The 23,910-nt window shown below is 67.5% G+C and carries 24 protein-coding genes; 19 read left to right on the top strand and 5 right to left on the bottom strand.

Annotated elements, in window-relative coordinates:
• The first annotated feature begins 365 nt into the window (after positions 1-365).
• Together hflX and AC1DN2_RS05120 are read left to right on the top strand one after the other, a co-directional pair.
• Entirely contained in the window at positions 366-1,964 is a 1,599-nt protein-coding gene (hflX, locus tag AC1DN2_RS05115; RefSeq protein WP_223913986.1) for a GTPase HflX, read from the top strand.
• The gene (locus AC1DN2_RS05120) at positions 1,957-4,113 is read left to right on the top strand and encodes an ATP-dependent DNA helicase (RefSeq protein ID WP_476849456.1); all 2,157 of its coding nucleotides are present in this window, start codon (positions 1,957-1,959) and stop codon (positions 4,111-4,113) included. Before hflX ends, AC1DN2_RS05120 begins: the two co-directional genes overlap by 8 nt.
• A 112-nt stretch (positions 4,114-4,225) precedes the next feature.
• On the opposite strand, the gene lexA is transcribed toward AC1DN2_RS05120, so the two are convergent.
• Positions 4,226-4,975: a transcriptional repressor LexA gene (lexA, locus tag AC1DN2_RS05125; protein WP_230008558.1), complete on the bottom strand. Its 750-nt coding sequence runs from the start codon at positions 4,973-4,975 to the stop codon at positions 4,226-4,228.
• Between the two features lie 532 nt (positions 4,976-5,507).
• Between lexA and AC1DN2_RS05130 the strand changes: the two genes are divergently transcribed.
• The 8 genes from AC1DN2_RS05130 (at position 5,508) to AC1DN2_RS05165 (ending at position 11,821) form a co-directional block, all read left to right on the top strand.
• Positions 5,508-5,912 carry a LysM peptidoglycan-binding domain-containing protein gene (locus AC1DN2_RS05130; protein WP_476849495.1) on the top strand — a complete coding sequence of 135 codons (405 nt, stop codon included), beginning with the start codon at positions 5,508-5,510 and terminating at the stop codon, positions 5,910-5,912.
• Between the two features lie 68 nt (positions 5,913-5,980).
• Positions 5,981-7,099, top strand: coding sequence for a histidinol-phosphate transaminase (locus tag AC1DN2_RS05135; RefSeq protein WP_230008559.1), 1,119 nt, complete (start codon positions 5,981-5,983; stop codon positions 7,097-7,099).
• A gap of 71 nt (positions 7,100-7,170) precedes the next feature.
• A complete protein-coding gene (hisB, locus tag AC1DN2_RS05140; protein ID WP_476849457.1) occupies positions 7,171-7,797 on the top strand; it encodes an imidazoleglycerol-phosphate dehydratase HisB in 627 nt (208 codons plus the stop codon).
• Entirely contained in the window at positions 7,794-8,543 is a 750-nt protein-coding gene (hisH, locus tag AC1DN2_RS05145) for an imidazole glycerol phosphate synthase subunit HisH (RefSeq protein WP_476849458.1), read from the top strand. Before hisB ends, hisH begins: the two co-directional genes overlap by 4 nt.
• Positions 8,544-8,702, top strand: a complete 159-nt coding sequence (locus AC1DN2_RS05150) for a hypothetical protein (protein ID WP_164468561.1) — start codon at positions 8,544-8,546, stop codon at positions 8,700-8,702.
• Positions 8,703-8,743: 41 nt separating this feature from the next.
• Positions 8,744-9,490 (top strand): bifunctional 1-(5-phosphoribosyl)-5-((5-phosphoribosylamino)methylideneamino)imidazole-4-carboxamide isomerase/phosphoribosylanthranilate isomerase PriA, encoded by a 747-nt coding sequence (gene priA / locus AC1DN2_RS05155; protein ID WP_476849459.1) that lies wholly within the window; start codon positions 8,744-8,746, stop codon positions 9,488-9,490.
• Between the two features lie 14 nt (positions 9,491-9,504).
• Positions 9,505-10,446, top strand: a complete 942-nt coding sequence (locus AC1DN2_RS05160; RefSeq protein WP_476849460.1) for an SseB family protein — start codon at positions 9,505-9,507, stop codon at positions 10,444-10,446.
• Between the two features lie 61 nt (positions 10,447-10,507).
• The gene (locus AC1DN2_RS05165) at positions 10,508-11,821 is read left to right on the top strand and encodes an MFS transporter (protein WP_476849461.1); all 1,314 of its coding nucleotides are present in this window, start codon (positions 10,508-10,510) and stop codon (positions 11,819-11,821) included.
• A 187-nt stretch (positions 11,822-12,008) separates the two neighbouring features.
• Here AC1DN2_RS05165 and AC1DN2_RS05170 read toward each other — a convergent pair whose 3' ends face one another.
• The gene (locus tag AC1DN2_RS05170; protein WP_230010214.1) at positions 12,009-12,395 is read right to left on the bottom strand and encodes a DUF1844 domain-containing protein; all 387 of its coding nucleotides are present in this window, start codon (positions 12,393-12,395) and stop codon (positions 12,009-12,011) included.
• Positions 12,396-12,832: 437 nt separating this feature from the next.
• On the opposite strand from AC1DN2_RS05170, the gene infC reads away from it, so the two are divergent.
• The 4 genes from infC (at position 12,833) to AC1DN2_RS05190 (ending at position 15,813) form a co-directional block, all read left to right on the top strand.
• Positions 12,833-13,948 carry a translation initiation factor IF-3 gene (infC, locus tag AC1DN2_RS05175; RefSeq protein ID WP_476849462.1) on the top strand — a complete coding sequence of 372 codons (1,116 nt, stop codon included), beginning with the start codon at positions 12,833-12,835 and terminating at the stop codon, positions 13,946-13,948.
• A 115-nt stretch (positions 13,949-14,063) separates the two neighbouring features.
• Positions 14,064-14,258 (top strand): 50S ribosomal protein L35, encoded by a 195-nt coding sequence (gene rpmI / locus AC1DN2_RS05180; protein ID WP_003798720.1) that lies wholly within the window; start codon positions 14,064-14,066, stop codon positions 14,256-14,258.
• 122 nt (positions 14,259-14,380) lie between these two features.
• Entirely contained in the window at positions 14,381-14,851 is a 471-nt protein-coding gene (gene rplT / locus AC1DN2_RS05185; RefSeq protein WP_028277244.1) for a 50S ribosomal protein L20, read from the top strand.
• Between the two features lie 65 nt (positions 14,852-14,916).
• Positions 14,917-15,813 (top strand): TrmH family RNA methyltransferase, encoded by an 897-nt coding sequence (locus AC1DN2_RS05190; RefSeq protein WP_223917207.1) that lies wholly within the window; start codon positions 14,917-14,919, stop codon positions 15,811-15,813.
• Positions 15,814-15,962: 149 nt separating this feature from the next.
• Here the strand turns inward: AC1DN2_RS05190 and AC1DN2_RS05195 are convergent, their stop codons facing one another.
• The gene (locus AC1DN2_RS05195) at positions 15,963-16,232 is read right to left on the bottom strand and encodes a GlsB/YeaQ/YmgE family stress response membrane protein (protein ID WP_230010760.1); all 270 of its coding nucleotides are present in this window, start codon (positions 16,230-16,232) and stop codon (positions 15,963-15,965) included.
• A 230-nt stretch (positions 16,233-16,462) separates the two neighbouring features.
• Here AC1DN2_RS05195 and AC1DN2_RS05200 point away from each other — a divergent pair, with 230 nt between their 5' ends.
• Complete coding sequence (locus AC1DN2_RS05200; protein WP_079551287.1) at positions 16,463-17,383, top strand: cation diffusion facilitator family transporter; 921 nt, start codon at positions 16,463-16,465, stop codon at positions 17,381-17,383.
• A gap of 235 nt (positions 17,384-17,618) precedes the next feature.
• On the opposite strand, the gene AC1DN2_RS05205 is transcribed toward AC1DN2_RS05200, so the two are convergent.
• The gene (locus AC1DN2_RS05205; protein ID WP_476849463.1) at positions 17,619-18,827 is read right to left on the bottom strand and encodes an MFS transporter; all 1,209 of its coding nucleotides are present in this window, start codon (positions 18,825-18,827) and stop codon (positions 17,619-17,621) included.
• Between the two features lie 194 nt (positions 18,828-19,021).
• On the opposite strand from AC1DN2_RS05205, the gene AC1DN2_RS05210 reads away from it, so the two are divergent.
• The 4 genes from AC1DN2_RS05210 (at position 19,022) to AC1DN2_RS05225 (ending at position 22,470) form a co-directional block, all read left to right on the top strand.
• Positions 19,022-19,486 (top strand): (deoxy)nucleoside triphosphate pyrophosphohydrolase, encoded by a 465-nt coding sequence (locus AC1DN2_RS05210; protein WP_476849464.1) that lies wholly within the window; start codon positions 19,022-19,024, stop codon positions 19,484-19,486.
• Positions 19,487-19,574: 88 nt separating this feature from the next.
• Positions 19,575-20,717, top strand: coding sequence for a Re/Si-specific NAD(P)(+) transhydrogenase subunit alpha (locus tag AC1DN2_RS05215; protein ID WP_476849465.1), 1,143 nt, complete (start codon positions 19,575-19,577; stop codon positions 20,715-20,717).
• Positions 20,717-21,100, top strand: a complete 384-nt coding sequence (locus AC1DN2_RS05220) for an NAD(P) transhydrogenase subunit alpha part 2 (RefSeq protein WP_476849466.1) — start codon at positions 20,717-20,719, stop codon at positions 21,098-21,100. The genes AC1DN2_RS05215 and AC1DN2_RS05220 overlap by 1 nt, the downstream gene beginning before the upstream one ends.
• Complete coding sequence (locus tag AC1DN2_RS05225) at positions 21,097-22,470, top strand: NAD(P)(+) transhydrogenase (Re/Si-specific) subunit beta (protein WP_230008097.1); 1,374 nt, start codon at positions 21,097-21,099, stop codon at positions 22,468-22,470. The genes AC1DN2_RS05220 and AC1DN2_RS05225 overlap by 4 nt, the downstream gene beginning before the upstream one ends.
• Positions 22,471-22,564: 94 nt before the next feature.
• Here AC1DN2_RS05225 and AC1DN2_RS05230 read toward each other — a convergent pair whose 3' ends face one another.
• The gene (locus tag AC1DN2_RS05230; protein ID WP_476849467.1) at positions 22,565-23,692 is read right to left on the bottom strand and encodes an Rv2578c family radical SAM protein; all 1,128 of its coding nucleotides are present in this window, start codon (positions 23,690-23,692) and stop codon (positions 22,565-22,567) included.
• Positions 23,693-23,910: the final 218 nt, after the last annotated feature.

Genomic DNA, 23,910 nt, shown 5'->3' on the forward strand with positions numbered 1-23,910 from the left:
GGGCGCCCGCACCACTTGGAATCCAGCCATTTCCCAGGCACCGTGTCTTGCTGGCACGGTTTTTCGAGCACCGTGCTCCCTGGCCCGCTCCCGGGCCCGGCGTGGCGGAGGCACCTACCTCAACGTCTTTGCACCGGCACCGGCACCGGCACCGCCCACACAGCCAGTGTCCCCGCAGCCAGGCGCCGTAGCCGCCTCTACCGTCCCCAGCCACCGCTCCGCACAGAGCCAGCCCCGCCCCGGCGCCGTTGCCGCAGGCATTCCAGGAGGCCCGCATGACCCCCCGCCGTCAGCCCAGCGCGAATACCGCCCCACAGAGCAACAATCGGCACTATTCTGAAAGTGCCGAACCTTTAAAGGAGACCATGACCAGCCACCCCAACACCGGACCCGATTCAGCAGCCCAGGACATGAGCCCTGAAGAGATTCAAGCTGTAATCGACCGGATCCTTTCCAAGGACACCCCCGCCCCAGGCCGCGGCGGCGGCACCGGCCATGGCACCGCCGCCGGTGCTGGCACCAGCAGCCCGACGTCGGTGCTCGGCAAGGCGCAGGCCATCTCCCGCCTGGACGAGGTGTACACCAACTTCGACGGCGACCAGCAGGACCTTGAGGAACGGCACGCACTGCGCCGCAAGGCCGGCCTGTCCACCGAGCTCGAAGACGTCACCGAGGTCGAATACCGGCAGTTGCGCCTTGAGCGCGTCGTCCTGGCCGGCCTCTGGACCGAGGGCACCCTCGCGGACGCCGAGAACTCCCTGCGTGAACTTGCCGCCCTCGCTGAGACGGCCGGCTCCGAGGTCCTCGACGGGCTCGTCCAGCGGCGTGCCAAGCCCGATCCCGGGACTTTCCTCGGCTCCGGCAAGGCACAGGAACTGAAAGCAATCGTGATGTCCACCGGCGCCGACACCGTCGTCGTCGACGCCGAATTGGCCCCGTCCCAGCGGCGCGGGCTGGAGGACATCGTCAAGGTCAAGGTCATTGACCGTACAGCGCTGATCCTGGACATCTTCGCCCAGCACGCCAAGAGCCGTGAAGGCAAGGCCCAAGTGGAGCTCGCCCAGCTCGAATACCTGCTTCCGCGCCTGCGCGGCTGGGGTGAATCGATGTCCCGCCAGGCCGGTGGCCAGGTGGGCGGCGCCGGTGCCGGCATGGGCTCGCGTGGTCCCGGTGAGACCAAGATCGAACTGGACCGCCGCCGGATCCGCACCCGGATGGCCAAGCTGCGGCGCGAAATCGCCGCCATGAAGCCTGCCCGGGAAACGAAGCGCGCCAACCGCCGTCGTAATGCCGTGCCCTCCGTCGCGATCGCCGGGTACACCAACGCCGGGAAGTCCTCGCTGCTGAACCGGCTGACCGACGCAGGGGTGCTGGTGGAAAACGCCCTGTTCGCCACCCTGGACCCCACCGTCCGCAAGGCCGAAACCGCTGACGGGCTGGGATACACCCTGGCCGACACCGTGGGCTTTGTCCGTTCCCTGCCCACCCAGCTCGTGGAGGCATTCCGCTCCACGCTGGAAGAGGTCGCCGACTCTGACCTGATCCTGCATGTCGTGGACGTCTCGCACCCGGATCCGGAAGGCCAGATCGCGGCTGTCCGGACGGTCTTCAGCGAAGTCGACGCGCGCAAGGTTCCGGAAATCATTGTCCTGAACAAGGCCGACGCCGCTGACCCGTTCGTGGTCGAACGGCTCAAGCAGCGCGAGCCGCGCCACGTGGTGGTCTCGGCCCGCACCGGCGAAGGCATTCCGGAACTGCTCAAGGCCATCAGTGACGGCATTCCGCGGCCCAGCGTGAAGCTTGAACTGCTCATCCCGTACAACCGCGGGGATCTGATTAGCAAGCTCCACGAGAGCGACGCCGAGATCCTCAGCCTCGACCACGAGGAAACCGGGACCCGTGCCGTGGTGATGGTGCGTGAAGGACTCGCCGCCGAACTGGATCCCTTCATCAGCAATGACTGAGGCTGCGGTGACCAGGACCGACGCCGATCCAGCTGACGCCGAACCAGCCGACGCCGAACCAGCTGACGCTGGGCCGGCCGACGCCGACGCCGACACCGGCGCCGGTTCGGTTGCCGGCGCGGCCGGCGAGGAGTTTGTTGTTAAGCTGCTCGACCGTGCCGTGTCCGGCATGGGCGGGCAGAGCCGCGATGGCCAGCACGAAATGGCCCGGCAGGTGGCGCGCGCGATAGACAGCGGCGATCACCTGCTGGTCCAGGCCGGCACCGGCACCGGCAAGTCGCTGGCCTACCTGATTCCGCTGATCGCGCATTCGCTGACCAGCAACAAACCCACCCTGGTCTCCACCGCCACCCTGGCACTGCAAACGCAGATTGTGGGCCGGGACCTGCCCAGGCTGCTCAAGACCATCACCCCTGCCCTGGAGCGGCCCGTCAAGGTCGCCCTGGTCAAGGGCCGGTCCAACTACGTCTGCCGGCACAAACTCGAGGGCGGCTTCCCGTCCGAAGAACCTTCCGAGGGACAGCTGTTTTCCCTCGGCGAGGACACGTCCGTGCCGCACTTCGCCGCCGCACTTGGCGGGCCGTCCTCCCAGCTGGGCAAGGAAGTTGTCCGGCTGCGCGAATGGGCCGAGGAGACCGCCACGGGGGACCGCGACGAGCTCATGCCGGGCGTCACGGACCGGGCCTGGCGCCAGGTCTCGGTCACCTCCATGGAGTGCCTCGGCGCGCAGAAATGCCCGCTCGCGGCCGAATGCTTCAGCGAACTGGCACGGCAGAACGCCGCCGATGCCGACGTCGTGGTCACCAACCACGCCATGCTCGCCGTCAGTGCCTTCGAAGGCCTGGCGGTGCTGCCCGAGTACGACGTCGTCGTGGTGGATGAAGCACACGAACTTCAGGACCGCGTCACGGGCGCGGTCTCGGGCCAGCTCTCCGTGGCGATGGTGCACGCCGCCGCGTCCGGGGCCCGGAAGCACACGGGCATCACCGTGGATGCGCTGAACAATGCCGCCGCCCACCTGGAGCTCGCCATCGACGGCGTCCCCAGCGGGCTGATGCCCAACGGCCTGAACAGCGAGCAGCTGGACTGCATCGACCAACTGCGCGACGCGTGCCGCGCCGCCCTGTCCGATTCCAAGGGGGACAGCTCCGTGTCGGCGGACGGCGGACGGCAGCTGGCCCGCTCGCGCCTCATGGTCATCCTGGAGCTCTGTGAACGCCTCCTGGCCGCGCGCGAAAACCGCGAAGTCGTGTGGTTCTCCCGCAACAGCAGCTTCGACCCGGCGCAGGGCTACTCCCAGCCGGACGAGAGCGCGCCGGCGTTGATCAACGTTGCCCCGCTGAGCGTCGCAGGGCGGTTGCGCGAGGGCCTGTTCGCGGACCACACCGTCATCCTGACCTCGGCCACACTGACCATCGGCGCTGCCTTCGAACCCGCCGCCGGCGGCCTGGGCCTGGTTGGCAACGGCGCCCCGAGCTGGACCGGCGTCGACGTCGGCTCCCCGTTCGACTACCCGAAGCAGGGCATCCTCTACGTAGCCCGGCACCTACCCAAACCCGGCCGCGGAACGTCCCCCGAGGCCCTGGACGAACTCGAGAAGCTGATCCGCGCCTCCGGCGGAGGCGCCCTGTGCCTGTTCTCCTCGCGGCGCGCCGCAGAGGAAGCAGCCGAGGCCATGCGGCCCCGGCTGGGCCTCAGCATCCTGTGCCAGGGGGAGTCGACCATGACGGCGCTCGTGCGGCAGTTTGCCGACGAACCTGACACGTGTTTGTTCGGCACCATGTCCCTCTGGCAGGGCGTCGACGTCCCTGGCGTGTCCTGCCGGCTGGTGGTCATCGACCGGATTCCCTTCCCGCGGCCGGACGACCCGCTGATGACGGCACGTTCGCGGGCCGTGGCCCAGTCCGGCGGCAATGGCTTCATGGCCGTCTCGGCCACGCACGCCGCCATCCGCCTCGCGCAGGGCGCCGGACGGCTGATCCGCTCGACCTCGGATAGGGGCGTGGTGGCAGTGCTGGATTCGCGGCTCTCCACAGAGCGTTACGGCGGCTTCCTGCGCGCCGCGCTGCCGCCGTTCTGGCCCACCACCGATTCATCGATAGCCATGGCAGCCCTGAAGCGCCTGGCGAAAGACTCCGCGAAAGCTTAAGTCCCAAACCGGGGCCGTCACCCTGCGCCGGAAATCCGCCGCGGGGTGGCCGCTAGGAACTGGCAGCATGCCCCGGATGGCTAAGGGGAGCGCAGTTTAGAGTGAGCGCAGTTTAGAGGGAGCGCAGTACCGATACGACCTTGCCCATGATGACGGCGTGGTCGCCCAGGATGGGCTCGTACTGGGTGTTTTGCGGCAACAGCCACGTGTGGCCGTCCCGCTGGCGGAAGGTCTTGACCGTGGCTTCGTCGTCCAGCAGGGCGGCAACGATATCGCCGTTCACGGCATCACCCTGGCGGCGGACAACCACCCAGTCGCCGTCGCAGATGGCGGCGTCGATCATCGAGTCGCCGGCCACCTTGAGCATGAAGAGTTCGCCATGGCCCACGAGTTGGCGGGGCAGCGGCATGACGTCCTCCACCACCTGGTCCGCGAGGATCGGCCCGCCGGCGGCGATGCGTCCGACGAACGGCACCATTGCCGTGTCAGTGGCGCTGGCGAGCTCGGTTACCGACAGGCCGCCTACGGCCCGCAAGGGGCTGGACTTCTCGATACCAGATATCGGCGTGGCCCCCTCGTCCAGGGTCAGCGGCATGAGCACTTCCATGGCCCGGGGCCGCTTCGGATCACGCCGCAGGTAGCCGAGCTTTTCCAGTTGGGAGAGCTGGTGGGTCACGCTCGACAGGCTGGCGAGACCGACGGTGTCTCCGATTTCGCGCATGGACGGCGGGTAGCCCTTGTCCGTGACGGACCGCTGGATGGTCTCCAGGATTTTCTTTTGCCGGACGGTGAGGCTCTTGGGGGCCCGGGCGGGCTGCGGGCTCCGTGGGGTGGCCCTGCCGCCGGTGGCTTGTGCTGCCATGTTCGCCAACGCCTTTCCGTTCCGCCCGGCTGCCGTGGCTGCTGTCACCGGGAACTTCCGGCCTGAAATGTCAGACCCTGCTGATCAACTACGAATGAATTCCCACTTTTAGTTCGAAAGTGGGAGTTCGAAAGTGGTTGTCCTGTCCCTCAAAAATAGGCCAGCCGCAGACCTTTTTCAAACATTTGTTCTAGCGAGTCTCGACATCGTTCGTTAGTAAGTGCTAAAACAGAACCAGCAAGATTCGAATATGTGTTCGATTCCAACGATCTGGGTTCGCAGACAATGTTCGGTTCTATGTTCGAAGGTTCGGCCGGTTGGCGGCGAGTACGTGAGTACGCCGGGCGGCAACTTATGGTCCAGGAGGGCTCAGTTCATGTCAGTTTCAAGCGCGTTTGACGGCACTAACATTCAGGGCGTCACGACCCGCCACCGTGGTGTTGGTCCGGGTGGCGCAGTGGATCGCCGCAGCATCGGACACGGCAGCATCGGACACGGCGGCCTCGCCCAAAGCGGTTCCAGTCACGGCAACGTGTACCCGCTCAACGCCAGGCGCCGCGGCTCCGCGCAGTCGCGGGCGCAGCAAGGAGCCGCCGCCGCGGTTTCCGGCGGCCGGACCAAGCAGCCGCCGCTTCGGCTCACCCGGCGCGGACGCTTCGTCTTTTTCGGCGTCCCCCTGATTCTGCTGGCGGCGTTCATCCTGTCCTTCAGCGGATTCCTCAACGCTCCCGCGAAAGCGGCAGATTCCGCAGACCAGCTCTCGGTGACGCCGACCGTATCCGTCACAGTCCAACCGGGGGAGTCCCTCTGGGCCATTGCCGGGTCGGTGGCCCCGGAGCGCGATCCCCGCGATGTTGTGGCCGATATCGTGCAGTTGAACAATCTGGACGCCGCGCGTGTGATGCCGGGCCAGCAACTGTTTGTTCCGTCCAAGTAGCCACCCCCGGGTGCCGTCGCGGGCGTCACAGTTTCAGCGCCCGTCCCGCTACCACTTAAACTGGTCACGTGACTGACCAGCTTGAGCGCCTCAACCGACTGCCCCTCCGAACCAATCTGCGTGGCCTGCGTCCGTATGGCGCGCCGCAGCTGGACGTCCCCATCCTGCTCAACGTCAACGAGAACACCCATGGGGTCCCGGCCGATGTCCGCGCCGCGATTACCGAAGCCGTGAGCGCCGCCGCTGCCGGGCTGAACCGCTATCCGGACCGCGAATTCACCGAATTGCGCGAAGCCCTCGCCGAATACCTTGGCCATGGGCTGGACGCGGAGAACATCTGGGCCGCGAATGGTTCCAACGAAGTCCTTCAGCAAATCCTCCAGGCCTTCGGGGGCCCTGGCCGGACGGCCCTCGGGTTCCCTCCCACGTATTCGATGTACCCGCTGCTGGCCTCCGGCACGGATACGGAGTACGTCGTCGGGGCCCGCGCGTCCGACTATGGGCTCAGTGCGGAATCAGCGGCACAGCAAGTCCGCGAGCTTCAGCCCAACATTGTCTTCCTCTGTTCCCCGAACAACCCGACCGGCACGGGGCTGGGCCTTGATGTGGTCGAGGCAGTCTATGACGCCGGCGAGGCCAGCCAGACCATCGTGATCGTCGACGAGGCCTATCACGAGTTCGCCCACGACGGCACGCCCAGTGCCCTCACCCTGCTGCCTGGCCGGGAGCGGCTCATCGTCTCGCGCACCATGAGCAAGGCCTTCGCCCTCGCGGGTGCGCGGCTCGGCTACATGGCCGCGGCCCCGGAGGTCGCGGATGCCCTGCGCCTGGTCCGTCTCCCGTACCACCTCTCCGCTATCACCCAGGCTGCGGCCCTGGCTGCCCTGCGCCACCGGGAGGCGCTCATGGCGGACGTCGAGGACATCAAGCGCCAGCGCGACCGGATCGTGTCGGAACTGACGCGGTTGGGCTTGACCCCGGCCGCGTCTGATTCCAACTACGTGTTCTTCGGCGGCCTCGAGAACCCCCATGAGGTTTGGCAGCGCATGCTGGACGCCGGTGTCCTCATCCGCGACGTCGGTATTCCGGGGCACCTGCGCGTCACCGCCGGCACTGAGACAGAAACCACAGCCTTCCTGGAGGCACTTGAACTCATCCTGGCCGGCTCCGCAAAGCCGCAGGCCTAGACTTGGTGGGGAGCCCAATCGTCCCCGCCAGATTGCCCAACACCCTGCCTTCTTCCAAAGGACACATCTACATGAGCACCACCGGATCCACCGCCGCCGAGGGCCGGACCGCACGCATGGAACGGACCACCAGCGAGTCCTCGGTCCTGGTCGAGATCAACCTGGACGGCACCGGCGTTTCAGACATCAGCACGTCGGTCCCGTTCTACGACCACATGCTGACGGCCCTCAGCAAGCACTCCTTGATCGACATGACCGTCAAGGCCACCGGCGACACCCACATCGATGTCCACCACACTGTCGAGGACGTGGCCATCACTTTCGGCGAGGTTCTGCGGACCGCCCTGGGCAACAAAGCCGGGATCCGCCGCTTTGGCGAGGCGACCGTTCCCCTCGATGAGGCCCTCGCGCAAGCTGTCGTGGACGTCTCCGGCCGTCCCTACCTGGTCCACGCCGGCGAGCCGGCAGGCCAGGAATACCACCTGATCGGCGGCCACTTTACGGGCTCCCTGACCCGCCACGTCTTCGAGGCGATCACCCTTCACGCCGGGATCTGCCTGCACATGAACGTCACTGCCGGGCGTGACCCCCACCACATCGTCGAGGCCCAGTTCAAGGCCTTTGCCCGTGCCCTGCGCGCAGCCGTCGAGCCGGATCCCCGCGTCGAGGGCATCCCGTCGACAAAAGGTGCTTTGTGACCGGCCCGGTGCTCCGCGACGGGGCCATCATCGACCCCGCCGCCGCGGCCAAGCCGGTCTCCCCGCAGGGAAAGCCCACAGTTACGGTGCTGGACTACGGCTCCGGGAATGTCCGGTCCGCCGTCCGCGCGCTGGAGCGGGCCGGCGCCGAAGTCATCCTCAGCTCCAAGCCTGAGGATGTCCTCAATGCCGACGGCCTCGTCGTCCCCGGTGTCGGCGCCTTCGAAACCGTCATGCGCGAACTCAAGGCCGTTGACGCCATCCGCATGATCGGCCGCCGTGTCGCCGGAGGCCGCCCCGTGCTGGCCATCTGCGTCGGGCTCCAAGTGCTGTTCGAGGCCGGCGTCGAACACGGCACCGAAGCCGAGGGCATGGGGGAGTGGCCCGGCAAGGTGGAACTGTTGCCTGCCGACGTCGTGCCCCACATGGGCTGGAACACCGTCGCCGTCCCCGAAGGGTCCAGGCTCTTCGCCGGGGTTGAGGACGAGCGCTTCTACTTCGTGCACTCCTACGGTGTCCAGAAGTGGGACTTCGACGTCATCCAGCCGCGGATGGCTGCGCCGCTGGTGACCTGGTCCGACCACGGTGCCCCGTTCATCGCGGCCGTGGAAAACGGCCCGCTGTGTGCCACCCAGTTCCACCCGGAGAAGTCCGGCGACGCCGGCGCCCGGCTGCTGCGCAACTGGGTCCAGAGCCTGCGCCCCGCAGCCCCGGACCGTACCGCAGCCCCGGAAGGGACCGCCTAGATGTGGTCCCTGGTGCTCATGGGCGTGGCCGGCCTGCTGGTTGGCGGCGGGATCTCCTTCCGCCAGCAGAAAAGTCCGCTCTGGGTGCAGATCGTTTTCTACATCCTCGCCGGCATGTCACTGCTGGCCGCCTACCTCCTGACCCTGCCGGCGTCCTGACCGCCCCTCCCCACCACCATCCCCAAGCTGAGGACTCCACGATGACCACCGAAACCCCGCTGCCCGTACTCGAGCTCCTGCCCGCCGTCGACGTCGTCAACGGACAGGCCGTCCGGCTCGTACAGGGCGAAGCCGGCAGCGAGACGAGCTACGGCACCCCGCTGGAGGCCGCCCTCAACTGGCAGCAGCAGGGGGCTGAGTGGGTGCATCTGGTCGACCTGGACGCCGCGTTCGGGCGCGGCTCCAACGCCGAGCTCCTGCGCGAGGTCGTCGGCCGGCTCGATATCAAGGTGGAGCTCTCCGGCGGCCTTCGCGACGACGAATCCCTTGAGAGGGCCCTCGACCTCGGCGTCGCACGCGTCAACCTGGGCACGGCGGCACTGGAAAACCCGGAATGGACGGCCCGGGTGATCGAGCGCTTCGGCGACAAGATTGCCGTCGGCCTGGATGTCCGCGGCACCACCCTCGCCGGCCGGGGCTGGACCAAGGAAGGCGGGGACCTCTGGGACGTGCTCGGCCGCCTCGAGGACGCCGGCTGCGCCCGGTACGTCGTGACCGATGTGACCAAGGACGGCACGCTCCAGGGCCCCAACGTCGAACTCCTGCGCCAGATGGTCGAGAAAACGGGCAAGCCGGTGGTCGCCTCCGGCGGCATTTCCAGCCTCGAGGATCTCAAGGTCCTGCGCTCCCTGGTGCCGCTCGGCGTCGAAGGCGCCATCGTCGGCAAGGCCCTCTACAACGGCAACTTCACCCTGCCCGAGGCCCTCGACGTCGCCGGCCGCCGCTAGCGGCGAAGGCGCCCATGACGCACTCCCACGACACCCACGACCCCAATAACCCCCACGAGACAGTGCAGGCAGGGACCGGGGCCGGTCCCATCCGGCATCTGCCCGGGCATATCGCGGCGGCCCTTGCCGGCGCCGGCGGGGCCACGGACTCCGCCGGCCAACCCTGGGCTGGGCGCAGCCTGTCCGGCAATGACGCCAAGATCCATAATTTCGACGACGACGACGGCACCGCCGACGCCGGCTATCTGGCGGCTTTGTCCGACCTCGCCGCGGGCACTGGCGACGAGGCGGCCGTGGTGGCCGCGCTGGCCACCGCCCGGGTGTTCGTGCCAATTCTCGCCCAGCTCGCCGAAGAGGGCGAGGCCGCGGCCGGGCCCAACGGGGATCCGCTGCACTCGGACAAGCAGGCCGACATGGCCCTGGTGACGCTCAAGGCGCCGGACGGGCGGACGGCCATGCCGGTGTTCACCTCGGCGGCGTCAATGACGGCGTGGCACCCGGAGGCCAGGCCGGTCGCCGTGTACGCGGCCCGGGCTGCCTTGTCAGCGGTCGCGGAAGGCGCGGAGCTGCTCGTGCTCGATCCCGGCTCGGAAGTGACGTTCGTGGTCCGCCGGCCGGCAGTCTGGGCCGTCGCCCAGCAGCAGCCATGGACGCCGTCATACGCCGATCCCGATCTCGCGGGTGCACTCGGGGAAGGCGCGGTTGGCTTTCCGGCGGTCCGCCGTGTTGAAATTCATCCGGGGGGTGGAGTTGCCTCGGCCACGGCCGATGGCAGGCGGCTCCCCGGTGGGGGAGCCGGCCCGGAACTCCGTGTGGTCCTCTACCTTGAAGACGGTCTCGACGCCGCCGGCGTGCAGTCGATCGTCGCCGGCCTCAATAACGCCTGGGCCCGGAATGAAATCTTTGCCGAGCGGGTTGATTCGATCGAGGTCAAGCTGCAGCGCGCAGCACCATAGCTGACGGCCCAACGGGGGACCTCCCGGTGCTGCCGTGGGCAGTACCAGAAGGATATAGTCCGTGAATTTCGCGCTTTACCGTCAGCTGCTGGCGATCCGGCCCATCAGGCGCCTCCTGCTGGTCGGCATGATCGCCCGCATACCGCACTCGGCGGCCGGCGTCCTGCTGACCCTGCACATCGTCCTGACCCTCGGCCAGGGCTACGCCGCCGCCGGAGCGGCCGCCGCCGTGATGACGATCGGTATCGCCGTCGGCGCGCCCTGGCGCGGACGCCGGGTCGACACCGTGGGGCTGCGAAAGGCGCTGATTCCGTCTGTGGTCTCCGAGGCCGTGATCTGGTCGATCGTGCCGCACGTGTCCTACGAGGCCCTGTTGCCCCTGGCCTTCATCGGGGGCCTGCTGACCCTGCCCATCTTCAGCGTGGTGCGGCAGTCGCTGGGCGTTCTGGCCCCCGGGGAACAGCGCCGGACTGCCTTTGCGCTCGACGCCATCGCCACCGAGCTGGTCTTCATGATCGGCCCGGCCGTCGGAGCCGTCGTCGCCACCAGCGGCCAGTCCGTCCTGGGCCTGACAGTCGTGGGAGTGGCCACATCCGTCTCCGGGCTCTTCCTCATGTGGTTCAACCCGCCCACCCGGAGTGCTTCCCCGGACGCCGGGCTTGAGGCGCAGGAGCTGGAGTGCGCGGAAGCCGCAGTGGTCGCCGCCGCGCCGGCCCACCTGCAGGAGGCAGCAGCCGAACTGGCACCCCTGGCGGCCGCCGCCGAGGAGCGCCGCCGGCGGGGATCCGGCCTGCGCCACAGGGTCATCCACAACTTCAGCTGGTTCACCGCCGCCGTAGCCGCCGTGTTTGCCGTCGGCGCCGGTGCCGGCATGGTCCTCAGCGGCACCGACGTCGGCATCGTCGCGGCGCTCCAGACCGGCGGCCACCAGGCCGAAATCGGCATCGTGTTCCTCTTCTGGTGCGCGGCCTCGGTGGTGGGCGGCGTCCTCTACGGTGCCATGCACCGGGCCGTTTCCCCGATCCTCCTGTTGCTGGGGATGTCAGCGCTGACGGTCCCGATGGCCTTCGCGACCGACGTCTGGACGCTCAGCCTGCTCGCGTTGCTGCCGGGTCTGCTGTGCGCGCCGGTGTTGTCCGCGGCCTCGGAAAAGGTGGCCGAACTGGTGGATGAAAGCCGGCGTGGCGAGGCGATGGGCTGGTACGGGTCATCGCTCACCGGCGGAGTGGCCCTGGGCGCGCCGCTTGCCGGGCTGTTCATTGACCTCATCGGCCCGTCGGCCGGCTTCGTCTCAGTGGGGTTGGCGGGCGTGGCCCTCTGCCTGGTGGGACTGGCCCTGCAACAGGTCCGGCGCAGCCGCCTGGCCCGCGTCTGAACGCGGGCCTGCCGCCATTGCGCCACTCCGGGCACGCGCCCGGGCTTTGTGAACGGCAAATCCTGCGGACGGAAAATCGTGCGAACGGAAAATGGTGCGGACGGAAAATGGTGCGGACGGAAAATAGCGACGCCGGCGGGCGGACCTGGGTGGTCCGCACGCCGGCGTTGTCCTGGCTGACGGGTGCTTAGTTGACGGGGCCGGTGTACTTCTCGCCCGGGCCCTTGCCCGGCGCGTCCGGGATGATCGATTCTTCGCGGAAGGCCAGCTGGAGCGAACGGAGTCCGTCGCGCAAAGGTCCAGCGTGCTGTGAGCCGATTTCGGGCGCCGCCGCGGTCACCAGACCGGCGAGGGCGGTGATCAGCTTGCGGGCCTCGTCCAGGTCCTTGAGGTCCTGGGCATTTTCTTCGGCGGCGAGGCCGAGCTTTACAGCGGCGGCGCTCATCAGGTGCACGGCGGCCGTAGTGATGACCTCGATCGACGGGACTTCCGAGATGTCGCGGATCTGCTGCGAGACGTCCGCCTGGGCTGCCGCGGGCTCGAAGACGTGGGAATTACTATCTGAAGTGCTCATGCTGGTAAGCTTGTCACAGACCGACTAAATGTCGTTATTCTCAAGCTTTTATAGAATGCAGTGTTCTGACTGGCAGTGCTTGTCACTGAAGTTGGCGCCCGGCGACGCATACGTGCGTTGAACGGGTGTCTTTCTGTAGAGTTGGCTTTAGTTTGCAAGCGGAGTTCTCTCCCACCCGCGTCAGCCGCGAAACTTCCTTCGGGAAGCCCCTCCTGTCCAGGAGTCAAGGTTGCCGGGTACCTGGTCGGGCACTACCTCGGACTCCGGTCCGCAGGAAGTGCATGTTGCCCCATTGAGGGCGGCAGTTCCGATCTCGAGGCCTTCGATTGCTCCGGCAATTGGGGGCCTTCTCTTTTTGCCGGTGGAATACCCCTCACGAACACAGGAGCTTTAACATTAGCGAGCCAAGAATCAATGAGCGTATCCGCGTCCCCGAGGTGCGGCTGGTCGGCCCTGCAGGCGAACAAGTAGGAATTGTCCGTATTGAGGATGCCCTGCGTTTGGCTGCCGAGTCCGATCTTGATCTCGTTGAAGTTGCACCGCAGGCGAAGCCTCCGGTGTGCAAGCTGATGGACTTCGGCAAGTACAAGTACGAAGCCGCTGTCAAGGCACGCGAGGCCCGGAAGAACCAGACCAACACGGTCCTGAAGGAAATCCGTTTCCGCCTGAAGATCGACACCCACGACTACGAAACGAAGCGCGGACACGCGCTCCGCTTCCTCGGTGCCGGCGACAAGGTCAAGGCCATGATCCAGTTCCGCGGCCGCGAGCAGCAGCGCCCCGAGATGGGCATCCGCCTGCTCCAGCGATTCGCCGACGACGTCGCCGAAGTTGGTGTGGTGGAGTCCAGCCCGCGCATCGATGGCCGCAACATGGTCATGGTGGTTGGCCCGCTGAAGAACAAGGCCGAAGCGAAGGCGGAGGCCCGCCGCGCAACGCAGCGCGCAGAAGCCAAGGCTGAGAACGAAGCCAAGGCTTCGGGACGCGTCGATGTCTCCGGTGGCAACGCCCCGCTGACCCAGACGCTGTCGGACCTCCTGCCGGAAGGCTACGTCGTATCGCCGGAGGCACCCGCAGCGGAGGCCCCCGTCGAAGAAGCCAACGTTGAAGAGACCAAGGTTGAAGCGGCTCCGGTCGAAGAGACCAAGGTTGAAGAAGCCAAGGTTGAAGCGGCTCCGGTCGAAGAGACCAAGGCCGACGAGGCCCCCGCCCAGGACGTGCCGGCGGAAGCCGCACCGAAGGCAACCGAGAAGCCGGCAGCAGCGAAGGCTCCGGCGGCTCCGAAGGCGGCCGAGAAGCCGGCAGCAGCGAAGGCTCCGGCGGCTCCGAAGGCGGCCGAGAAGCCGGCAGCAGCCAAGGCTCCCGCGGCTCCGAAGGCCGCTCCGGCCCCGGCAGCAGCGAAGGCTCCCGAGGAAAAGGCAGCCGCTCCGGCAGCAGCACCGAAGCCGGTTGCTGCCCCGAAGCCGGTACCCAGGCCCGCAGCGCCGAAGCCCGCCGCACGGCCGGCCGCCCCCCGGGCAGCCGCCAAGCCTGGCACCAAGAAGACCAACTAGTTCACGGCTGCCGGACAGCAATGTCCGGCAGCAGGCAACCAGCACGCCGCCCGCAGGGGTGGCTGCACGAAAGAGCTGCAGACTTTTCTGCGGATACGTAAGGAGATCGGTTCCCATGCCGAAGATGAAGACCCACAGCGGTGCTAAGAAGCGCTTCAAGCTGACCGGTACCGGCAAGCTGCGCCGCCAGCAGGCCAACCGCCGCCACTACCTCGAGCACAAGTCCTCCCGGCTGACCCGTCGCCTTGCCGGCGACAAGATCGTCTTCAAGGGCGACGCCAAGGTCATCCGGAAGATGCTCGGCATCTAAGTTCCAAGTTCTCTGACTGTTCGCCACCTGGCAGCAGTCAACTACCAAAAAGGCTTCTCAGGCCAGCCGGACCGTTCCGGCAGTAGACGCTTGGGATCAGAAATTTTCTAAGGAGTACGCACGTGGCACGTGTGAAGAGGGCGGTTAACGCCCACAAGAAGCGCCGGGTTATCCTCGAACGCGCAAAGGGTTACCGCGGACAGCGTTCACGCCTGTACCGCAAGGCAAAAGAGCAGCTGCTGCACTCGTTTGTGTACAGCTATGGTGACCGTAAGAAGAAGAAGGGCGACTTCCGCCGTCTTTGGATCCAGCGCATCAACGCTGCATCCCGCGCCAACGGCCTGACCTACAACCGCCTGATCCAGGGCCTGAAGGCCGCCGAGGTTGAGGTTGACCGCCGTATGCTGGCCGAGCTGGCCGTTTCCGACGCCAACGCCTTCGCCGCGCTGGTCAAGGTCGCCAAGGACTCGCTGCCTGCCGACACGTCCGCTCCGGCCGTCCAGGCTGAGGCTGCTCCGGCTCCCAAGGCTGCCAAGAAGGCTCCCGCGAAGAAGCCTGCTGCCAAGAAGGCCGCCGACGAGGCTGCAAAGTAGTTCCTCCCGCAGTTGAAAGACTGTCTCGTTCAAGAGCCGGCTGGAATAGCCACTAAGGTTCTTATATGAACGAAACCGGGCGCCCGCAAGACTTTCCACTCTCCAACCCCCGAGCTGATCGGATGAGGAAGGTGGCACAGCTTGCCGGGCGCCCGGCCCGTTTAAAGCGTCGCGAGTTCCTGGCCGAAGGCCCGCAGGCGGTCCGTGAGGCTTTGGTCCTGCACCGGAAGAGGATCGCTGCGGGGGAGCCCGGCATCGTCTATGAGGTGTACGCCACCGAGGCCTGCCTGGACCGCCACCCGGAGCTGGAGCAGCTGGCCGAGGGAACCCACGCGCACCTCGCAACCGACGAAGTGATCGCTGCGATGGCGGACACCGTCACCCCACAGGGCATCATTGCCGTCTGCGGCTTCCTGGACGTCAGCCTTGAGCACGTGCTCGACACCGGCCCGCGGCTGATTGCCGTCCTGTGCCAGGTCCGGGACCCCGGCAACGCCGGCACCGTGTTGCGGGCGGCCGACGCCGCCGGCGCCGACGCCGTCATCCTGACCGGCTCGAGCGTGGACATCTACAACCCCAAGGCCGTGCGGTCGACGGCGGGTTCCCTGTTCCATCTGCCCGTTGTCCTCGGCGCGGAGGTCGAGGAAGTCGTGGCCCGCTGCCGGGAGCGTGGCGTCGGCGTGCTGGCCGCGGACGGCAAGGGACAACTGGACCTGGACCGTCTCCAGGACGAGAACGCGGCCCGCCGCCTGGGGGCATCCGCCGCCGAATCGGTGTACGCGTTGGAACAGCCGACCGCCTGGCTCTTCGGCAACGAGGCCCAAGGCCTGTCCGAGGACGAGATCGCGCTGGCCGACCACCGGGTGGCCGTGCCGGTGTACGGGGAAGCGGAAAGCCTGAACCTCGGCACCGCAGCCACTGTCTGCCTGTACGCCAGCGCCCGCTCCCAGCAAACCCCCTAGCCGCTCAGCAGGAAACCAGCGGGTCCGGCAGGAATTCCTGTCCGAAAAACGCAGGCCAAACGAAAGGCGGGGCCCACCGAATGGTGAGCCCCGCCGTCGTAGTGTCACTGCCGCCCCCACACAAAGTGTGCGGCCAGTGCCTTGAAGAATTAGGTGGTGGTCTTGTTGCGCCCTGTGATGGCGCCGTAGATGAACGCGGCCGCGAGGCCACCGACGATGGCCAGGAGCCAGGAACCGAGATTCCAGAATTCCATCTTGCCGCCGCCGAACAGCAGGTCCCCGATCCAGCCGCCAACAATCGCGCCGACGACGCCGAGCACGAGGCTGGTAACCCAGCCGCCACCGACCCTGCCGGGCAAGAGTGCCTTGACGATTGCACCCACTATGAGTCCGAGAATGATCCAGCCAAGAAAGCCCATGTCTCCTCCTACATATTTTTCGGCATCCAAATTGTGAATACCGAATATGGCTTCAAGCTAACATAGGGCGGATTGCTTGTCAGCAGGGGACTACCCAATCGTTACGTGGCAGCGTTGGTCCCCGCCGCGGTTCGGCGCCGGCCCGGAAACCGGTACGGTATTCCTTGTGGGCGCTGGGTTCTTCCGGTGTTCGCATACACCCCGGAAGAACCCCATAAGGAGAAGCTCACGTGGCTGCAAATGGCGGTACCAAGGCGATTCTCGCGGCGCTGGCCGCAAACCTGACCATCGCCGTTTTGAAGTTCGTCGCCTACTTTCTGACGCTGTCCTCGTCCATGCTGGCCGAGGCGATTCACTCCCTCGCAGACTCCGGCAACCAGCTGCTGCTCCTGCTCGGCGGCAAACGCGCAAAGCGGGAAGCCAGCCCCGAGCACCCCTTCGGCTACGGCCGCGAGCGTTACATCTACGCCTTCATCGTTTCGATTGTGCTTTTCAGCGTCGGCGGCCTGTTCGCACTGTACGAGGCCTGGGGAAAAATCCAGCACCCGCACGCCATCGAAGGTGACTTCTGGTGGGTGCCGCTGGCCGTCCTGATCGGCGCGATCATTGCCGAGTCCTTCTCGTTCCGGACAGCGATCATCGAATCCAACCCGCTGCGTGGGAAGCAGAGCTGGGTTAAGTTCATCCGCAACGCCAAGCAGCCGGAACTCCCGGTCATCCTCCTCGAGGACTTCGGCGCCCTCGTGGGCCTGGTGTTCGCGCTCTTCGGCGTGGGCCTGACGCTCCTGACCGGGAACGGCATCTGGGACGCCCTCGGCACCGCGATGATCGGTCTGCTGCTCGTGGCGATCGCCGTGGTGCTGGCCATGGAAACCAAGTCCCTGCTGCTGGGCGAGTCGGCCACCCGCGATGACGTCGCCAAGATCCGCAGCGCGATCGAGGCCGGCGGCACCAGCATCATTCACCTCAAGACCATGCACCTTGGCCCCGAGGAGCTGCTGGTGGCGGCCAAGATCAGCATCGGCCGCTCGGACTCGGGCCAGGACATTGCGAAGGCGATTGATGACGCGGAGGTCCGGGTCCGGGAAGCCGTCCCGATTGCCCGGGTCATCTACCTGGAACCGGATGTGCAGCGCGTCAGCGCCCCCTGAGCCGCCCAGCCCACAGGGAGAACGGAAGCCCATAGGGAGAACGGCAGCCGCCAGATGGAACGGCAGCCCGTCAACAAAACAGCAGTCCTGCCCAGTGCATCACTGGACAGGACTGCTGTTCTATTTACAGCATCTGCACCCTGCTGCCTCGGCCTCTTCCTCTGCCGTTGGCGGGGTACCGCGGCCGAGGCTGTTCGGCCGCGGCTGTTCTGGCGGGTGGCGGGTGGCGGGGTGGCTAGGAGGCCAGCGGCCGCCGGCGTTCCACGGCGCCGCTGAAGGCGGCGACCCCGAGACCCAGCACGGCCAGGACGGCGCCCACGAGCGCGGGGGCGACGTAGCCCCAGCCCCAGGCGATCACCAGGCCGCCCAGGAAGGCACCGAGGGCGTTGGCGACGTTGAGCGCAGCATGGTTCAGCGAGGAGGCCAGCGACGGTGCATCAGGGGACGCATCGAGCAGCCTGGTCTGCAGGGCGGGAACGAGCATGGACCCGGCGGCGCCAACGACGAACACCATGACCAGCGCGGACCAGGCCCAGTGGACGCCCACGGCATAAACCACGAGTGCCACCGCCGTGCCGGGCAGGACCCAGTAAATCGTGCCCATGACGGATTTGTCGGCGATCCGGCCGCCAACGATGTTGCCCACCACCATGCCCACGCCGTACAGGGCCACGACCAGCGGCAGCCAGGCCGCCGGGAGGCCGGCGACGGAGGTCATGGTGTGCGAAATGTAGGTGTAGGTCGCGAAGAACCCGCCGAAGCCGACGATGCCGACCAGGATGGCAAGCCACACCTGCAGCCGCTTGAGCGCGCCGAGCTCCCTGCGGAAGCTGGCATCGGCGTGCGGTTTCTGGAACGGGACGAACTTCCACAGCATGAATAGCGTAATGATGCCGATCAGGCCCACCAGCAGGAACAGAAGCCGCCACCCGTAGCTCTGGCCCAGCCAGGTGGCGAAGGGGACGCCAATGACGTTGGACACCGTCAGCCCGGCCATGACCATCGAAATGGCCCAACCCCGCTTGGTCGGCGCCACCAGGGAGGCGGCAATCACGGCCGCAACCCCGAAGAAGGCGCCGTGGGGGAGTCCCGCGGCGAACCGGGACACCAGCATGGAGCCGTAGTCCGGGGCGAGGAAGGAACTGAGGTTGGCGATGCTGAAGAAGAGCATGAGCCCGAGGGCCAGATACTTCCGCGGGAGTTTGGCCCCGACCGCGGCCAGCACCGGCGCGCCAATCACGACGCCGAGGGCGTAGGCCGAAATCAGGTGACCTGCCTCGGGCGTGCTGATGTTCAGGCCCTGTTCGATCTCCTTGAGCAGGCCCATCATGGTGAATTCCGTGGTGCCGATGCCAAAGCCGCCCATCGCGAGGGCAATGATTGCCATGGCAACGTGACGGGTGCCGGACTTGGTCGGCGCCGGGGCGTGTGTGGTGGTTGTCATTCGTCTTTTCGGAGAGATTTTCCGGGAGGGACCGGATGGATCGGACAGATAAATATGCTTTTAAGAACCGGGAGGGGGCGCCGAGTATTCCGGAAGGTGTCGTGGCGGCCGCCTCCACCATTGTCCCCTACCTGGGCTGGCCCTGGCCCCGGCCCCCGGGCGCCGGACCCTGCGCCCGCCTTAGACTTGAGGGCGTGACTGGACTCATAGGCGTCGTTGGCGGCGCAGTAGTGGACTCTCTGGCCGACCCGGGCATGCTCCTCGTGGCCCGGCGCACGGCGCCGCCGCAGTTTGCCGGAATGTGGGAGTTCCCGGGCGGAAAAGTCGAACCAGGCGAGGCCGCCGAGGACGCCCTGCACCGCGAGCTCCGGGAAGAACTGGGCGTGCTGGTGCGGCTCGGGGCGGAGCTGCCCGCGGAAACCACCGCGGGCTGGCCGCTCAACGCGAAGGCGGCGATGAGGGTCTGGTTCGCGGAGCTCGCGCAGGGAGAACCCCGGCCGCTGGAGGACCATGACGAATTGCGCTGGCTCGACCTCAGCAATCCGGCAGGGGTCCTGGACCTGCCGTGGATCCCGGCGGACCTCCCCATCGTCGAGGCCCTCCTGGCGGCTGTGCAGGCCACCGGGCCGCGCGGAGTGGAAGCGGGCCTGGGCCGCTGACCGGACCCGCCGCCGCGCTTCGGGAGCCCGCCTCTCGCCAAACGGTCAGGCATGTGCCTACTCTGATCCCAACCGAGAGGAGTGGCCCGTGCAGGTCGGTGTCGGACGAGAGCAGCGAGCCGGAGAACGCCGCGTCGCGGCCACACCGGAGACGGCCCGGCAGCTGACGGCGCTCGGGCTCCATCTTCTGGTCGAGAGCGGTGCCGGCACCGAAGCAGGGTTCGCCGACGCCGCCTTCAAGGAGGCCGGGGCGACGGTCATCTCCGAGCTCCCGTTCGAGGCCCTGGACGTCCTGCTGCATGTCCGCCCGCTCACCCCGGAGGCCGCGGCCCGGCTGCGGCCCGGCGCGGTCACCATCGGGCTGGCATCGCCGTCCTCGGAGCTGCCGACCGTCCGGACACTCGCCGCTGCCGGGATCACCTCGTTCGCCCTGGAGCTGCTTCCGCGGATCTCCCGGGCGCAGTCCATGGATGCGCTCAGCTCCCAGTCCCTGGTCACGGGCTACCGCGCCGTGCTGGAAGCCGCCGTCCGCTACCCGCGGTTCTTCCCGCTCTACATGACCGCCGCCGGTACCATCCCGCCGGCGAGGGTGCTCGTCCTTGGGGCCGGCGTCGCCGGGCTGCAGGCGATCGGCACGGCAAAGCGGCTCGGCGCCCGGGTCTCGGCCAACGACATCCGGGCCGCCTCCGCCGAGGAAGTCGCCTCGATGGGCGGCACTTTCATCAATCTTGACATCGATGCGGCGGCGGACGGAACCGGAGGCTACGCCCGTGCCCTCGGCGAGGACCGGGCGCAACGCCAGCGCAGCCTCCTGGCCCCGCATGTCGCGGCGGCGGACGTCCTGATCACGACGGCCGCCATCCCCGGCCGGGCCGCTCCCTTGCTGGTGACCACCGCCATGGTGGCCGGCATGCGGGCAGGGTCTGTCGTCGTCGACCTCGCCGCGGAATCCGGAGGCAACGTCGAAGGCGTGATCGCCGGCCAGGACGTGCAGGTGCCGGTCGACGGCGGATCGGTCACGCTCGTGGGTTTGCAGGACGCGGCATCCGCCATGCCCTCGGACGCGTCCCGGCTTTTCGCCCGGAACGTCAGCAACTTCCTCGCGCTCATGACCGACTGCGGCTCGGTGGCCCCGGACTTCGACGACGACGTGGTCGCCGGAACGTGCCTGACCCACGGCGGCACGGTGCGGCACGCCCCCACCGCGGAAGCATTGGAAAGGGAGGCGTGATGGGCCCCGTCGTGTTGCTGACCGTGGTGGTGCTCGCGGTGTTCGTTGGCTTCGAAGTCGTCTCCAAGGTCACCAGCAAACTGCACACACCGCTCATGTCCGGCGCCAACGCCATCCACGGCATCATCCTGGTCGGCGCCATCATCGTGGCCGGACAGGCCAGTGACCCGTGGGTCCTCGGCATTGCGCTCCTGGCAGTCGTCCTGGCCACCGTCAACCTGGTGGGCGGCTTTGTGGTCACGGACCGGATGCTGGAGATGTTCAGCGCCCACAAGCGGACACCTATCCCCGCCCCAAGCGGCGCCGCCACGGCTGGCGGAACTGCGGGCGAAGGACACCCCGGCGAGGGGAGCTCCGCCGACGCGGCGGGGGAGTCCAAATGAGCCTCCTGAGCCCCGAATGGACAGCCCTGCTCTACCTTGTGGCCGCCGTCTGCTTCATCCTGGCGCTCAAGGGCCTCAGCTCGCCACGAACTGCCCGCCGCGGCAACGCCATCGGCGCGGCCGGGGCGCTCCTCGCCGTCGTCACCGTCTTCCTCTCCGCGCGGCTGGAAAATGTTCCACTCATCCTCGCGGCCATTGCCGTGGGCTCCGCGATAGCCTTCCCCGTGGCGCGACGGGTGCAGATGACCCAGATGCCCCAACTCGTGGCGCTCTTCAACGGCGTCGGAGGCGGGGCCGCGGCGCTCGTCGCCGTACTGGAACTTGGCCACCAGGAAGATCCCTGGGTCCGCCTGGCCGTCGTCTTCACCATGCTGGTTGGCGCGGTGTCCTTCGCCGGCTCCGCGGTGACCGTGGGCAAGCTGCAGGAGCTCATCAGCACCCGTCCGCTGCTGTTTCCCGGCATGCCCTGGGTGATGGGGGCCGTCCTGCTGGGGGCGGTCATCTCAGGAGCTCTGGTGGTCCTGACCGGGTCGCTGGGCTGGTCGCTCGCATTGCTGGGCCTGGGCCTCGCCGCCGGGCTGCTCCTGGTGCTGCCCGTGGGCGGGGCGGACGTGCCGATCGTGATCTCCCTGCTCAATGCGTTCACGGGGCTGGCGGTGGCAGCGTCCGGCGTGGTCCTGGGCAATGTCCTGCTCCTGGTCGCCGGGACGCTCGTGGGCGCGAGCGGCACCATCCTGACCAAGGTCATGGCCTCGGCCATGGGGCGCGGAGTCGGCGGAATCATGTTCGGGGCGTTCAAGGGCGGCTCGACGGCGGGTTCCACCGCCCTGAGCGACCGGCCAGTGCGTTCCTCGTCCCCGGAGGACATTGCCGTCCAGCTCGGCTACGCCCAGCGGGTGGTGATCGTTCCCGGTTATGGGCTCGCCGTGGCCCAGGGCCAGCACACTGTGGCGGAGCTTGCCACGGCCCTGGTCGCCCGCGGCGTGGACGTCGTGTTCGCCATCCATCCCGTGGCGGGACGCATGCCGGGCCACATGAACGTGCTGCTGGCCGAGGCCAACGTGCCGTACGAGTCACTGCGGGAGCTCGCGGAAGTCAATCCCGAATTCGCGACCACGGACATCGTTCTGGTAGTCGGGGCCAATGACGTCGTCAACCCGGCGGCCAAGTCCTCGCCGGGTTCGCCGATTTACGGGATGCCGATCCTGGAAGTGGTGCAGGCCCAGCAGGTCGTGTTCCTGAAGCGGTCCATGCGCCCGGGGTTTGCCGGCATCGAGAATGAGCTCCTGCACGATCCCAAGACCACGCTCCTGTTCGGGGACGCCAAGGATTCGCTGGCCAGGGTGCTCGGCGCGGTCAAGGCGCTCTAGGCATCCTGCGCCCGGCGGCTCAGGGCGCTTTCCGCTTTGGCAGCCCTGCTGCGCAGGGGACCCATGGCTCCGTGTGCTTGAGGTGGAGCCGGCTTCAAAACAGTGTGGGCTGGGCCGCGCCGGAACGGGCAGCGCCGGAATGGCGTGGGCTTGCGTGCCCCGCGGTGTCCGGGATGCTCCCGGCCGGGTACTGGGCTTCTTCCTCCCGGGCGTTGTCATGATCGCTGCCCCCGTCAAGGTCCCGGTGGCTGAAGCCCTGAGATCCGGAGAAGCCGTGCAGGTCCTTGAAATACCGGACCCGTCCTGCCAGCCACGCGCGGTATTCCTTGGATGCGTACGACCCGCTGCCGTACAGCCGGCGGTACTTGCCGGCCAGTTGGGGATGTTCGCGGGCGATCCACTGCATGAACCATTCACGGGTGCCCGGTTTCAGGTACAGCGCGCCGGCCGTGACGCCTGTGGCGCCGGCCGCCGCGAGGGCGCCGAAGAGGGAGTCGAGGGCGTCGTCGCTGTCGGAAAGCCACGGCAGGATGGGCATGGCCATGACGCCGCAGGGCAGGCCAGCCTCCCGCAGCCGGGAGATGAGCTTCAGCCGGGCCCGTGGCCCAGGCGTGCCCGGTTCCACGGCTTCGGACAGCTGCTCGTTGGTCATGGCCAGCGAGATGCCCACACCCACCGGCACCTGGGCCGCGGCATGCTTCAGCAGCGGGATGTCCCGGGCCAGGAGCGTGCCCTTGGTGAGGATGGACAGGGGAGTGCCGGAATCGGCGAGGGCACCGATGATGCCGGGCATGAGCTGGTAGCGGCCCTCGGCGCGCTGGTACGGGTCCGTGTTGGTGCCGAGGGCCACGTGCTCGTGCCGCCAGGAGGGCTTGGCCAGCTCCTTGCGCAGGATCTCGGCGGCGTTGATCTTGACCACCACCTGGCTGTCGAAGTCCAGTCCGCCGTCGAAGTCCAGATAGGTGTGGCTCTTGCGCGCGAAGCAGTAGACGCAGGCGTGGCTGCAGCCGCGGTAGGGGTTGACGGTCCAGTCGAACGGCATCCGCGAACCGGCGACCACCTTGTTGAGCACCGATTTGGCGGTGACCTCATGGAAGGTGATCCCGGCAAACTCCGGGGTGGAAACCGTCCGCACGAGTCCGGCCAGGGGCAGCAGGGCAGCCGTGGGCGAAGCGGCGGCTGGGGAATCGCCGCGCTCAAGTGCTTGTGCGTCCCATCTCATGCCTACATTCGAATATATGTTCGACTGAATGTCAAGGATGCTGACGGGCGAGGCGGCGGCCGGTTGCAGCATGGGGCGGTCCGGACAGCACACAGTGAGCACACGATCGCCATCACCAACGACGGGGCCGAAATCCTCACCCTGCCGACGCGGACAGACGCGTGAGGCCGGAGCGACACCTGCCCTGGCGGCCAAGTGTGGACGGGGCCGGGTTAAGG

This window comes from Arthrobacter sp. 01L42 (assembly GCF_056400005.1).

Bases quoted from the DNA above. Each gene is read 5' to 3' on its own strand.
- hflX (WP_223913986.1), top strand. From the start codon at position 366: ATGACCAGCCACCCCAACACCGGACCCGATTCAGCAGCCCAGGACATG.
- AC1DN2_RS05120 (WP_476849456.1), top strand. From the start codon at position 1,957: ATGACTGAGGCTGCGGTGACCAGGACCGACGCCGATCCAGCTGACGCC.
- lexA (WP_230008558.1), bottom strand. From the start codon at position 4,975: ATGGCAGCACAAGCCACCGGCGGCAGGGCCACCCCACGGAGCCCGCAG.
- hisB (WP_476849457.1), top strand. From the start codon at position 7,171: ATGAGCACCACCGGATCCACCGCCGCCGAGGGCCGGACCGCACGCATG.
- AC1DN2_RS05150 (WP_164468561.1), top strand. From the start codon at position 8,544: ATGTGGTCCCTGGTGCTCATGGGCGTGGCCGGCCTGCTGGTTGGCGGC.
- priA (WP_476849459.1), top strand. From the start codon at position 8,744: ATGACCACCGAAACCCCGCTGCCCGTACTCGAGCTCCTGCCCGCCGTC.
- AC1DN2_RS05160 (WP_476849460.1), top strand. From the start codon at position 9,505: ATGACGCACTCCCACGACACCCACGACCCCAATAACCCCCACGAGACA.
- AC1DN2_RS05170 (WP_230010214.1), bottom strand. From the start codon at position 12,395: ATGAGCACTTCAGATAGTAATTCCCACGTCTTCGAGCCCGCGGCAGCC.
- rpmI (WP_003798720.1), top strand. From the start codon at position 14,064: ATGCCGAAGATGAAGACCCACAGCGGTGCTAAGAAGCGCTTCAAGCTG.
- AC1DN2_RS05190 (WP_223917207.1), top strand. From the start codon at position 14,917: ATGAACGAAACCGGGCGCCCGCAAGACTTTCCACTCTCCAACCCCCGA.
- AC1DN2_RS05195 (WP_230010760.1), bottom strand. From the start codon at position 16,232: ATGGGCTTTCTTGGCTGGATCATTCTCGGACTCATAGTGGGTGCAATC.
- AC1DN2_RS05205 (WP_476849463.1), bottom strand. From the start codon at position 18,827: ATGACAACCACCACACACGCCCCGGCGCCGACCAAGTCCGGCACCCGT.
- AC1DN2_RS05220 (WP_476849466.1), top strand. From the start codon at position 20,717: ATGGGCCCCGTCGTGTTGCTGACCGTGGTGGTGCTCGCGGTGTTCGTT.
- AC1DN2_RS05225 (WP_230008097.1), top strand. From the start codon at position 21,097: ATGAGCCTCCTGAGCCCCGAATGGACAGCCCTGCTCTACCTTGTGGCC.
- AC1DN2_RS05230 (WP_476849467.1), bottom strand. From the start codon at position 23,692: ATGAGATGGGACGCACAAGCACTTGAGCGCGGCGATTCCCCAGCCGCC.